Raw genomic sequence first — 11,968 nt, forward strand, 5'->3', positions numbered from 1 at the left:
CCTTGTCGCGGCGCTTCTGAAGCAGGATGTCGAGTTCAATGCCGTGCTCATCGACTGCACGCCACAGCAGCCAGGGCTCGCCGCGCAGCGTCACGAACATTTCGTCGAGATGCCATGTGCTGCCCGGTTTGCGCCGGACAGTCCTGACCTGATGCGCAAAACTGGCGCCGAACTTGTCTGTCCACCGCCGGATCGATTCATGGCTGACAACCGCGCCGCGCTCGAACAATAGCTCCTCAATGTCGCGAAGGCTGAGTTGAAAGCGGAAATACCACCGAACCGCGTGGCTGATGACTGACGGCGGGAATCGATGGCCATGGTAGAGCGATTTCGTCTTCTTCATCACGTCATCTTAGCTGACCAGCGCGCGAACGTGACAACGCCCTTCAAGGGTGAGGGGAAGCATTCCTGAATTCCATCCGTGGGGCGGCGGGCGGGTGTCCCGCCGCCAGGCTCGACAACTTACGGAGTTCCGTCGTCCTGCTGTTCAGCCATTTCTGCCGCCACATGAAGTCCATTGTCCATGGCGGCCTCTTCTGTCGCGTAAGTGATTCCCGGTTCGTGCCGCACTTCTTTGATCGCGTCTCCAGTATGGTCAATATGGACGATCTCAAATGTGTACCCTCCTTCAGCCAGTCGGATCGGTTCAATACGGTAGGTGTGTTTGCCCTTGCTAATCGTTCTTGCCGGCACCGATTTTTCTCCTTTGCGTCATCTTTCACCGTCACCGATATTCCACGTCTGTGGCTTCTGAACTGTCGCTAATGGCAGGTCAGCCCGCTGCCAGTCCGCCGGCTGACAAGTCCCGCCTCAATTTTCCGAAACCAGGCGTTTGCACAGTCGTGCAAGGACCATGCCGCGAAAGGGGCTGCGCACTCGCCTTTGACGTGAGCGTTGTCGGCCGCTCGCTGCGCATATGGTTTCAAATGGAGCCGGGGTCCAGCGCGGTGGGAATACGGAGTTCCGGGGCCGCTATCGGACTTTGGTCCCATTGGTCTCACCCGCCTGGCCGAGTAGGGTGGAAAAATCCGTCGACGATTGGACTGCGACATATCCGCAATATCTCCGGGAGCTCATCATGAAATTTCTCGTGGTTACCACTTCGGCCATTTTCGTTGCAGTGCTTTCAAACGCGTCCGTTTGGGCTCAAGACAATTCCGCAACCAGTGCGCCGGCGGCTGCAGGGCATCCCGACGAAATCGTGAGGATGCACCAACAGGTGGCCGCAGCCAATCGTGTCTATAACAAGCACGTAGCCGCTGCACAAAAAGTTTTCGATGAGAAAAAGGCAGCAGCCAAAAAAGAGCGTGATGCTGCCATAGCGGCAGCACATCAGGGTGTGGGCCAATAGAACGACGACATTCCCCGCACCTCAATGGTTCCTTCCGCAGCAGCAACCACACGCTACCATGCTATTTGAGCCCACGGACGACGTTACGCTCCCTGCTAAGCAAGTGCGGTCACCGACATAGATCAGGCCGTGTGGTCCGCCGTTGATCGCGATCGGGCAGCCGTCGACCCAAAACAGCCTCTCACATTTCTCTTATACGGACGTTCGGCCGGCGTGATGGCCACCTCTGCTCGAGTCGACTCTGAAGTTCACCAATGAGCCTTCCGCTTCCCCTGGGATGTAAACGGGACTGGGCCACATCAGTCGACGCTTATTGGCAGGTCACGTCGGGCACCCCATTCAGACCAAGACCCGTCATAAACCTTGATGTCAGTTACTCCGATCACCTCTGCCGCTAGAGCGGGAACACACGCCGTCACTCCGGAACCACAGCTAAAAACGAGTCGCTTTGATGCCAAAGAAAGCCCATCGAAGATAGTTCGCAATTCGTCCGCAGAACGCATAACTCCTTGATCGAGTACCGAGTCGAAGGGCATATTTACTGCGCCAGGAATATGTCCGCCACGCAAGCCCGCTCGTGGCTCAGGAGCCGTTCCTTTGAATCGTCCCGAAGACCTCGCATCAACAATCGCATAGTCGGGGGATTGCATCGCTTCGCAAACAAATTCTGCGTCGCAAAACACTTGTGATCGAAAGTTTGCGACGAAATTGCCCGGCTGTCGGTACGCGTCAGATGCACGAGGGTAGCCGGCGGGACTGGTCGCTCGCCAAGCAGGCAAGCCGCCATCAAGCACCGCGACTTTGTCGTGGCCCATAGCCTTGAATGCCAGCCGCAGCCGCGGGCTTGCGTAAATGCCAAATTTATCGAATACGACAATCGTATCGTCGCGGTTTCCGCCTAACGCCCGCGCATCCTCCGAAAACTTGCAGGGTGCCGCCAGCATGTGAGGTAAAACTTGATCCTCGTCTGCGAAATACTTATTGAGATCAACGTATATAGAACCGGGCATTCCCTCGTCCTCAGTCGGCGGTGCCGCGCCGGCTGATACGGCCGTTGGCAGTCCTGCTTCCAGGATGATCAGGTCCGGTCGCGTCAGGTTTTTTCGCAACCAGGCAACAGAAACAAGCGGTTCCATAAGGCACAGCAGCAATCCGACCAGCACATCAGTAAGGTCAGCCACGAACGCCAGTAGCGCGATGGGCGGAAGCGCCCATTACGGAAGAGGAAAATTGCTTTGTCCGAAAACGCCTGTCGTGACGACGCAAACCCGAAGCAGAAAGTCTGTCTTTCTGCTGCAGCCCGCACGCAGCAAATCAGCAAATGCGTGACTGCACCTTAGGTGGATTCGGGCATCACGGGTGGTTGTACATCGCGTTCCAGTCGGCAGTTGAAACGCGGCTGCCGCCAGCCTGCGACGCTCCGTTCGACGTACCGCCGTAACTCGTGGCGGCTGGCTGTTCTTGCGCATCGACCTTGGCTTCGGCGGCCTGCAGTTTCGCCGGATAAGTCGCGGCGTCGCCGCCGTCCAGATGGTAACCAGCGTTTTCGAGCTGGACCAGTTCGGCCTGCACCTGCGCGCGAGTCTTGGGACCATCGGTCTGTGCATACGAAACGATCGGGACGACGAGTGCAGCGGCCAATAGGCTAGCGATAGCGGCACGGTGAAAAGTTTTCACGATGGATTCTCCGTCGAGGAAATTGACGAATGCAGCCTACGCGGACCACGCTGTCGTATTGATAGCGCGCAGATGAAAGTTAATTTAGTAATTTATGCATTCGCTGCGCGCCACGTCTTCACACAAATTTTCGACCTGCACCTATGGCACGAAGCAGGGTACGTCGCGATGCCGATGCTGACGCCAATCGGGAAGCGCCCGCCGAACTCGTTCTTACCGACAGCACGAACGCACGATACGAGGCGTCCCGCCAGTTCCCGTAGTTTTCCGTCGTCGCTGCAATCAGGTGCCAGCAGGACCAACTCGTCGCCGCCGACGCGCCCCAGCACATCATTCTGACGCGTCGCTGCGCGAAGCGATTCTGCAAGCCGACGCAGCAATGCGTCGCCGGCGCTATGACCAAGTGCGTCGTTCACGCTCTTGAAGCCATCGACATCAAGATAGAGCAGCACGGTTCTCCGGAATCCAGGCTCAGCGAGTGCGCCAAGTGCGTCAAGGGCAGTCAGCAGCCGACGGCGATTAGGCAGGCCAGTCAGGGCGTCCTGCGTCGCCTGTTGGTCGAGGGTGGCCGAGTAAGCATGCATTCTTGCAAATGCCCGACGTTGAACGAAGACCGTGTACATCATCAGGCAGCACACAAGCACGGCGATGACCGCCAGGGCGGCGGTTCCGAAGAAAAGGCGCTGGTGTGCCTCCTGCACAGCGACCTTCCACTTCTGCCGCCAGTCATCCAGCAACAAGTCAAGTTCGGAGTGAAGCCCCTCCATGTAACGCTTGCCCTCGTTGGTCTGAACAAGGGCGATGGCGGCATTGCGATTGCCGCTGCGAGCAAGCTCGATGGTGCGCACCAGTTCAGTGACCTTGTCGGTCTTCGCAATCTGGAGGCGACGCACAAGCTCAACAGATTTTTGGTCGCCGACTACCACCTGATGTAACCGCAGCACCGTGTCATCGAGGTCACGGACTCCCTGCTGATACGGCTGCAGATAGCTTTCGTCACCTGTCAACAGGTAACCGCGCTGGCCGGTTTCCGCATTTTCCAGGCCATTCAGAACGCGGTTCGCGGTCCCCAGCACGGCAAACGCTTCCTCGTCGCCTAGGCCGTCGGCGACGATGATGATGCGAGCCTCATACACAAAGAGAGTAGCAGTAACCAGAAGGCCAAAGCCCATGCTGAGATACAGCGCGATGAATCGATTACGGTCGGCTCTCGCCGAGCGGAACAGACGGACGAGCACGCGGCCCCCAGAAGAGGAAGTAGGTCGGAAAGCTTCAATGGCGTGTCCGCGCCGAATGAATTTTAAGCCACCGCGCCGACCGGGCTTTGAGCCGGGGTGGAGACCGGTCCGAAGCAGGACCGGTTGTGGATAAGTGTATGGGTTTGCGGAGTGCTTGTCCTCCTTTGTGTGAGGATGTATTGCGCAGTGGAAGCTGCGAAGGGCGTAGCCCGTAGCGGCTTCCACTGCGCGGCAAGCGACGATCAGGCTGATTCGTTCGCGCCCGCACCGTCGGCTCTGCGCACTGCTTCACGCGAGCGGATACGCTTCTTTGCACTGGCGCTGCTATGGCGGAAACGGTAGCTTTCGTTGCCGGTTTCCACGATGTGGCAGTGATGCGTCAACCGGTCCAGCAATGCCGTGGTCATCTTCGCGTCACCGAACACACTGGACCATTCGGCGAAGTCCAGATTCGTTGTGACCGCTACGCTCGTATGCTCGTACAGACGACTCAGCAGGTGGAATAGCAACGCCCCGCCGGCCTGGCTGAAGGGCAGATATCCGAGTTCGTCCAGTAACGTTTTGCAAAACGTTAGGCAGAGGGTTTTTTGGTTGGCGATCGCGGCTACGTGCCTGTGAGCAAGTTCCGATGAAGTCAGGCCGCGATCGGTAACTAAAAAACCGTTTGTGCTGAACCGCTCCGCAGGCGGTCGCCGCTATGGGCATTGAATGGCCACCGGGGTTATTCAATGCGTGCCACCCGCGTTGACCGGGCGCCGGGCAAGGATGAAGTGAAGTGGATGAGTGCGTGAGGGTGGTGGGAGCTTTGAGTTGGCGAGGTCAAGGGTGCAGATTCCGGGGCGTTCGCCGACGGCAAAGACTCGATGACGCAAGGCCAGGCGCATTGCCATCAGGAATGCATGGAAACGTGATTGGTTGTGGTGCGAACGCAGATCAGTGAACATGGTGAGCGGTTGGCGGCGCACGGGGCAGTGCACCGGGCAGGAAGGTTTCGACGCAGACCATGTGACCCCTGCCGCAGACGGGGCAATCGCGCAGGGACTTGCCGGTGAGTCGCTGGTAGCGGTCGCGGTAGTCTTCCGTCGGGTCGGGTATTTCTTCCGCGGGCACCTCGACGCCGAGCAGCCGGCGGCAGGTGGCCAGGCGCGCCGCCCGGTGGCAATTGGCCAGCAGGCCGTAGCTGCGGATGTGTTGGAAGCCGCCGGGCAGCACATGCAGCAGGAAGCGGCGGATGAATTCGTCGGCCTCGAGCGTCATGGTCTTCGTTGCAGCGGGGTGTTTATAGTCTTTCCACCGGAAGGTGACGTGGCGGTCGTCGAAGCTGACCAGCCGGTTGTTCGAGATGGCCACGCGATGGGTATAGCGCCCCAGGTAGTCGAGCACGTGCCGGGCGTCGCCGAACGGAGGCTTCGCATAGACTACCCACTCCGCCTGTGCGGCCGGCGCGAGAAAGGCGGAGAATGCCTGAATGTTGGCAAGTGGTTCAAGCTGGCCGTAGAAATGCAGTGCGCCGGTGTCGAAGGCGTGGCGCAACTGTTCAAGGAACAGTCGCCGGAACAGCCGCGAGAGTACGCGCACGGGCAGGAAGAATCCGGGACGGCAGGCGATCCAGTGTTCGCCGTCCGGGGCGATGCCGCCGCCCGGTACCACGCAATGCACGTGCGGATGATGCTGCAGGTTTTGCCCCCAGGTATGCAGCACTGTGATGAAGCCGATCTCGGCGCCCAGGTGTCTGGGGTCGGCGGCGATCGTACGCAGAGTTTCGGCGCTGGTGCGGAACAGGATGTCGTAGACCACCCGCTTGTTCTGAAAGGCGAGCGCCGCGATGGGCTCTGGCAACGTGAAGACCACATGGAAGTACTCGAGCCCGGGCAGCAGTTCAGCCTGCCGGTGTTCGAGCCATTGGGCGCGGGCGAGCGACTGGCACTTCGGGCAGGCGCGATGGCGGCACGAGTTGTAGGTGATGCGCTGGTGACCGCAGGCGTCGCACTGTTCGACATGGCCGCCAAGGGCCACGGTGCGGCACAGCTCAATCGCGCTCATCGCACGGCGCTGGGCACGACTGAGCCCGTCGGCATGGGTTTGCCGAAACTGCGGACCACAGCGGCGGAAGATCTCCGCCACTTCGAGCGCCGGTCGCATGACTGCGATCAGAAGTACTCGGGCGCAGCGGGCGGAGATGGGAGGGGTTCGGGTTGCGGGAGCAGGTCGAAGGGACTCTCGGTGGCACATACGGTGCTGGTCGCGATCCGTAAGTAGCGTGAAGTTGTGGAAAGGGACCTATGGCCCATGAGCAGTTGGATCCTGCGCACATCAGTACCGGTTTCCAGCAGATGCGTGGCGAACGCGTGCCTCAGCGAATGCGGGGTGATGGGTTTCTGGATGCCGCTGCGCTGACGCGCCCTGTCGCAGGCCTGCCTGATCGCGTCGGCGGAGATCGGGTGTCCGGGGATGTCGCCGGGAAAAAGCCAGTCGCGAGGATGGGCGTCGAGCCAGTACGTTCGCAGGATCTCGAGCAAACGCGGAGAGAGCATTACATAGCGGTCCTTACGATTCTTGCCATGGTTCACACGGATGACCATGCGCTGGCTGTCGATATCAGTGGCCTTCAGGTGTGCCACTTCTGAAATTCGCAGACCGGCGGCATACGCGGTCATCAGGATGGCCCGGTACTTCAGGCTGGGAATGGCGTCGAAGAAGGTTTTTACCTCGTCGAAGCTCAGGATGACAGGTAGTCTCACCGGCTTCTTCGGCAATGGAAAGTCCTCGTCGCTCCAGTCGCGTTTGAGCGTCACGCGGTAGAGAAACCGCAGTGCACCGATGGCTGGACAGAGGCTGCTGGCTGCCAGCTTGCGCTCCTCATGGAGATAGACGAGCCAGGCCCGGATGTCCTCGGGACCGAGCGCTTCGGGCGAGCGATGAAAGTGTTTGGCGAAACTGGAAACCTGCAGCAGATAGGACTTCTGGGTGTTGTCTGCGAGATTGCGGATCTGCATGTCGTGCAGCATTCGTTGGCGGAGCAGTGTCATGGCGGACCTCCGGGGAACAGTGGATGGCATGCCCGGTCGGGCATCCATATACTGCTCTTGGGTATCTCTGCTTCTCCTCGCTGGGATCCTGCGCCAGCTCACCGCTCCCGATGAACGTCAGCCACCTGCTCTCGCTCTCCTCCTCTACCGCGTCAGCGGTTTAGTACAACTGGACCTATGTGCAGCACGTCGTTATGTGCAGTCGGCCGCCGCGGCCACAGTACACTGGGGCTTTGAGGCCGCAGTACTACACATAACTGGAACGAGCTACTGTGATTCTTCCGTTCACTTGAATGGGAGTTCACATGCTGGAATTTCTCTTTCCCCGAGATTGGCCGCACTATGCTGCCGGCCCGCAAGGACCGCTAGTCCGCAATTTTTCGGCGTGGGTCGTCGAGCGCGGCTATACGCGCATTTGCGCAAAGCGCCACGTGCACCGTTTCCGTGAGGTCCTTGCCTATAACCATGTCGCCGCTGGCACCGGCCTCCCGATTACCTCGACTGCGCTGTCCCGCTGGTTCGCACCGTGGTCGCACGAGACGTTATACCGCGCCACGCAGCGAGCGGCAGCGCGCTTCCTAACCGATCGGGGCCTCTTCGTTCCGGTCGCAAAGCCCGGCCGATTCGACCCGCTCGTTTCACAATACCGTTCGCACCTCATTGATCTGCGTGGGCTGTCTTCCTCCACGGTCGAACAGCACCTGAGCACGGTTACCGGCTTCTTGGCGAGCGCCTGTTCGGGGCGTAGGCGCCTTGCGAGCGTTGGATCCGAGGATGTCGAGCGCTTTATCAATCAAACCAGCAAGCGTCTTTGCCGTCAGAGTCTTCAGCATACGGTTGCACACCTTCGCGCCTTTCTGAGGTTCTGCGCCGATCGAGGCTATACGACGAATCGGCTCGACGTCATCGACACGCCCCGTACCTATCGCGGAGAACTTCCACCGCGGGCGCTCGATTGGAGGACGGTATGCAAGCTCCTGCATTCGATAGACCGGTCGAGTGTTGAGGGTTGCCGTGATCACGCGATTCTCTCCTTGATGGCCTACTATGGCTTGCGCCCAACAGAAGTTTCCGGATTGATGCTCGGCTCGATAGACTGGGAGAACAAAACCCTGCGAGTGAACCAGTGCAAGACCCGCTCGGTATTGATCCTGCCGCTCAACGGTCGAACGCGATGCGTGCTCGAGCGCTATCTACGCCGACGCCCACCCTTGACGGGCACGCGGCAGATGTTCCTCAGAGTACGGTGCCCGGCTGGTCCGATCAAGGCTGCAACGGTCGACGACATCTACGCCAAGCGCGCACGGCTCAGTGGTCTGCCCATTCGGCAGACCAGTCCCTACTGCCTGAGGCATAGCTTTGCCATGCGCCTGCTAGAGCGAGGCGTCGGCGTGAAGACGATCGGCGATCTGCTCGGTCACCACCGCCTTGAGAGCACGTGCGTCTATCTTCGCCTGCATATCGAGGCGCTGCGCGAGGTTGCCTTACCAGTCCCTTGTTGTGGCCACGCCTCGACGAAGGGGGCATCATGAACGCCCATATCGCATCAACTGCGCTTGATCCGGTCATCAGTCGATACCTTGCCCACCGCCGAGCGCTAGGACGTCAGTACGGCAATCAGGAGCGTACCTTGCACTCGCTGACGGACTTTCTCGTCCGGGTTGGGGAATCGGATCTGAGTAGCAGGTCGTTCGAATCGTGGTGCAAGACCTTCCATTCCCTTACCTCAAACGTGCGCCGCGCCCGTCAAGTTGCCGTGCGCAATTTCTGCCTCTACCGGCAACGTACCGAGCCTCGATGTTTTGTGCCGGACATCAACCGGTTCGCGCGACCGCGACCGCACGCCGCACCAATAATCCTGACTCCCGCGCAGGTTGGGCAGCTACTCGAACTTGCCGGCACGCGCGAGGCCACGGCGAGATCGCCGCTACGACCGTATGTCCTGCGCCTGGCGCTTGTACTGCTGTACACCGCTGGGCTAAGGCGAAGGGAATTATTACGGTTGACGCTGGCCGATGCGGACGCGCAGGCCGGGGTCCTGCGCGTACGGGAATCGAAGTTTCACAAATCGAGGTGGGTTCCGCTGTCGCGCGGTGCCCGGCGGGAACTACGCCGCTACCTCGTGCGCCGCCTGGCCACCCCGCTCGACACCTCGTCGTCGTCACCGTTACTTTGCAATCTGAGCCATGGTCTGCGAGGTTACACCGGAGGAGGATTGCGTGAAGGGATCATGGGATTACTGCTAGGCGCGGGCATACGGGATGTCGACGGACGGGTTCCCCGCATTCAGGACTTCAGGCATTCCTTTGCAATTGAAGCTCTGATGCGCTGGTATCGTCAGGGCGCGGACGTCCAGTCAAACCTGCCGAAGCTCGCGCTTTATATGGGTCATGTATCAATTGTGTCGACGGCCTACTATTTGCGCTGGATTCCGGAACTCCAGGAACTGGCGAGCGATCGGTTCGCGAAACGATTCGGCTATCTTGTCCACGGAGAGCAAAGATGAAACCGCGTTCTTACTCCGATGAGCTCGGACGGAGTCTTGTCCGGTTCTTCCAGGATTATCTGCCCACGTTGCGAGGGATGAGCCGGCACACGATCCATAGCTATCGCGACACGCTGCTGCTCCTGCTGCGGTTTCTCAGTGCGAAGCGACACTGCGGCATTGAACGTCTGGATCTTGCAGCGATCACCGCTGAATCGGTCGGACAGTTCCTGGCATCTCTCGAGCGAGACCGGCACAACGGCATAGCGACGCGCAATGCCCGGCTTGCCGCGATTCATACATTCGCGCGGTTCCTGGCAACTGAACGTCCTGAACATCTGGCGGCGTCGCAGGCAATTCTCGGCATTCCATTCAAACGCGGTGCCCGGTCAGCGCCGATCGAATATCTCGAGCAGGACGAGGTCGAGGCGCTGCTGAATGCGATCGATCGAACGACTGCCACTGGACGGCGTGACTACGCATTGTTCTCGCTCATGTTTAATACCGGGGCAAGGGTGCAGGAGGTACTCGACCTTCGTTTGTGCGACCTGCGTTTGCAGCGGCCGTGCCAGGTCAGACTGCCAGGCAAGGGGAACAAGGTGCGCACCTGTCCGATCTGGCCGCAGACTGCCAGGTTGCTGCGGCGACTTGTTGACGAACGCCAGCATCCGCTTGACGTGACCGAGGAACTGTTTGTCAATAGTCGCGGCGAGAAGCTCACCCGCTTTGGGGTGCATTACCTGCTTCGCAAGCATCTGATCGCCGCCGAAGCGGTCGTGCCTACCCTCCGCGAGAAGCGCATCCACCCTCACTCCCTTAGACACTATGTGCCCTTCCTGACTATGTCGGGTAACGTGGATGGGCTTCCTCGATCACCTTTGGTACTGTGGGTTGCGCAGCGATGTACCCGGCTAGTCACCCGACATAGTTTTCCGGTGCTACAAGCTATTCAGGAAATCCAGTAGCTGGTCTGCCGGTCGGTAGCGTCCTTGCTTGCCGCGGGGCGGAGATGTCTTCGCAAGAGCTTCCTCCTTCATCGCGAGTGTCGCTTCGACATAGATCTGCGTGGTTTCCACCGATTCATGTCCGAGCCACAGCGCAATCACAGAACGACGAACGCCCGCTTGCAGAAGGTCCATGGCCATCGTGTGTCTCAAACGGTGAACGGTGACCCGTTTCTGCTTCAGCGACGGGCAAACTCTGGACGCCGCTTCGCGATGTCTGTTTAGCAGATATTGCACGCCATGGACAGTGAGGCGTTCTCCCCTTGCGCTGGGAAACAGCAGATCACCGTCACCGCGTTGCGGTTCTCGCAGCCACGCTTTCAATACGGCCAGTGTAGATTTGGCGATCGGTGTACAGCGCTCTTTGCGCCCTTTGCCGATCACGCGTACGTGCGCGCCAACGCCGAGAATAAGGTCATCGCGTTTGAGCCCGGTCATCTCGGAGAGGCGCAGGCCTGTCTGCACGGCGACCAGCATGAAGGCGTGATCACGTCGGCCAGACCAGGTGCGCTGATCCGGCGCAGCGAGCAAGGCATCGACTTCGGGACGTGTCAGGAAGTGCACCAGGGTGCGGGTAAAACGCTTGCTGGGGATGGCGAGTACCCGCTGGATCTGCGCGGAATGCGCTGGTGTCTCGAGCGCCGCGTAACGAAAGAAGGAGTGAATCGCTGTGAGGCGCAGATTACGGCTGCGAACGCTCAAGCCATGACGCTTCTCCAGGTCGTCCAGAAATGCAACGATCAAGGGGGCGTCGATTTCCTCGAAATTCATACGTGAGGGCTGCTTGTGCAGACGTTGTTGCGCGAACTTCAGAAATTGACGGAAGGTATCGCGATAGGAGGCGATCGTGTGAGGACTCGCCTGGCGCTGCTGCATCAGGCGCTGTGTAAAGAAGCGCTCCAGCATCGGGGCAAAGGTGGCCGACGCGTTCATGACCGACTCTCCCAGTGCTGCTCGAGTCGGCGCATCGCCTCGCGCATCAGTTCCGGCGAGGCGCTCAGATACCATTGCGTATCAGCGACGTGGACATGACCGAGGTAGGCTGACAGGATGGGGAGGCGGCGCTCGGGGTCCTGTCCTGAACGGTACCAGCGTACAAGCGTATTCGTTGCAAACACGTGCCTCATGTCGTGCAGACGTGGGCCATGACTGTCCGCTGGACCCCGCAAGCCGATCTGCCGGGA

General features: G+C 59.7%; 13 protein-coding genes and 1 pseudogene. 4 read left to right on the top strand and 10 right to left on the bottom strand.

What is annotated here, in order from left to right; translation table 11 throughout:
• The coding region (locus F6X42_RS40080; protein WP_187639352.1) for a DDE-type integrase/transposase/recombinase at positions 1-343 on the bottom strand (343 nt) is incomplete at its 3' end.
• A gap of 119 nt (positions 344-462) precedes the next feature.
• The gene (locus F6X42_RS40085; protein ID WP_187639353.1) at positions 463-693 is read right to left on the bottom strand and encodes a hypothetical protein; all 231 of its coding nucleotides are present in this window, start codon (positions 691-693) and stop codon (positions 463-465) included.
• Positions 694-1,078: 385 nt separating this feature from the next.
• Here F6X42_RS40085 and F6X42_RS40090 point away from each other — a divergent pair, with 385 nt between their 5' ends.
• The gene (locus F6X42_RS40090; protein ID WP_187633341.1) at positions 1,079-1,351 is read left to right on the top strand and encodes a hypothetical protein; all 273 of its coding nucleotides are present in this window, start codon (positions 1,079-1,081) and stop codon (positions 1,349-1,351) included.
• A 299-nt stretch (positions 1,352-1,650) separates the two neighbouring features.
• Here F6X42_RS40090 and F6X42_RS40095 read toward each other — a convergent pair whose 3' ends face one another.
• The 6 genes and pseudogenes from F6X42_RS40095 to F6X42_RS40120 form a co-directional block, all read right to left on the bottom strand.
• Positions 1,651-2,532 carry a sulfurtransferase gene (locus F6X42_RS40095; protein WP_187639354.1) on the bottom strand — a complete coding sequence of 294 codons (882 nt, stop codon included), beginning with the start codon at positions 2,530-2,532 and terminating at the stop codon, positions 1,651-1,653.
• A gap of 172 nt (positions 2,533-2,704) precedes the next feature.
• Complete coding sequence (locus F6X42_RS40100; RefSeq protein WP_187639355.1) at positions 2,705-3,028, bottom strand: DUF4148 domain-containing protein; 324 nt, start codon at positions 3,026-3,028, stop codon at positions 2,705-2,707.
• Between the two features lie 92 nt (positions 3,029-3,120).
• Positions 3,121-4,266 carry a diguanylate cyclase domain-containing protein gene (locus tag F6X42_RS40105; protein WP_187639356.1) on the bottom strand — a complete coding sequence of 382 codons (1,146 nt, stop codon included), beginning with the start codon at positions 4,264-4,266 and terminating at the stop codon, positions 3,121-3,123.
• 242 nt (positions 4,267-4,508) lie between these two features.
• A pseudogene (locus F6X42_RS40110) lies at positions 4,509-4,823 on the bottom strand (ATP-binding protein); the annotation flags it as partial.
• 376 nt (positions 4,824-5,199) lie between these two features.
• On the bottom strand, positions 5,200-6,408 hold the full coding sequence (locus F6X42_RS40115) for an IS91 family transposase (protein ID WP_187639357.1): 1,209 nt from the start codon (positions 6,406-6,408) through the stop codon (positions 5,200-5,202).
• Positions 6,409-6,416: 8 nt separating this feature from the next.
• Positions 6,417-7,295: a tyrosine-type recombinase/integrase gene (locus F6X42_RS40120; protein WP_187639358.1), complete on the bottom strand. Its 879-nt coding sequence runs from the start codon at positions 7,293-7,295 to the stop codon at positions 6,417-6,419.
• Positions 7,296-7,600: 305 nt separating this feature from the next.
• Between F6X42_RS40120 and F6X42_RS40125 the strand changes: the two genes are divergently transcribed.
• The 3 genes from F6X42_RS40125 to F6X42_RS40135 are packed head-to-tail and all read left to right on the top strand — an operon-like array spanning position 7,601 to position 10,745.
• A complete protein-coding gene (locus F6X42_RS40125) occupies positions 7,601-8,827 on the top strand; it encodes a tyrosine-type recombinase/integrase (RefSeq protein WP_187639359.1) in 1,227 nt (408 codons plus the stop codon).
• Positions 8,824-9,801 (top strand): tyrosine-type recombinase/integrase, encoded by a 978-nt coding sequence (locus F6X42_RS40130; protein ID WP_187639360.1) that lies wholly within the window; start codon positions 8,824-8,826, stop codon positions 9,799-9,801. Before F6X42_RS40125 ends, F6X42_RS40130 begins: the two co-directional genes overlap by 4 nt.
• Positions 9,798-10,745, top strand: coding sequence for a tyrosine-type recombinase/integrase (locus F6X42_RS40135; RefSeq protein ID WP_246530498.1), 948 nt, complete (start codon positions 9,798-9,800; stop codon positions 10,743-10,745). The genes F6X42_RS40130 and F6X42_RS40135 overlap by 4 nt, the downstream gene beginning before the upstream one ends.
• Here the strand turns inward: F6X42_RS40135 and F6X42_RS40140 are convergent.
• Together F6X42_RS40140 and F6X42_RS43605 are read right to left on the bottom strand one after the other, a co-directional pair.
• Entirely contained in the window at positions 10,719-11,717 is a 999-nt protein-coding gene (locus F6X42_RS40140) for a site-specific integrase (RefSeq protein WP_187639361.1), read from the bottom strand. The two genes, F6X42_RS40135 and F6X42_RS40140, sit on opposite strands and share 27 nt — an antisense overlap.
• The coding region (locus tag F6X42_RS43605) for a site-specific integrase (protein ID WP_512699655.1) at positions 11,714-11,968 on the bottom strand (255 nt) is incomplete at its 5' end. The genes F6X42_RS40140 and F6X42_RS43605, both read right to left, overlap by 4 nt.

The sequence above is a fragment of the Paraburkholderia podalyriae genome (assembly GCF_014397785.1).
Taxonomy (GTDB): domain Bacteria; phylum Pseudomonadota; class Gammaproteobacteria; order Burkholderiales; family Burkholderiaceae; genus Paraburkholderia; species Paraburkholderia podalyriae.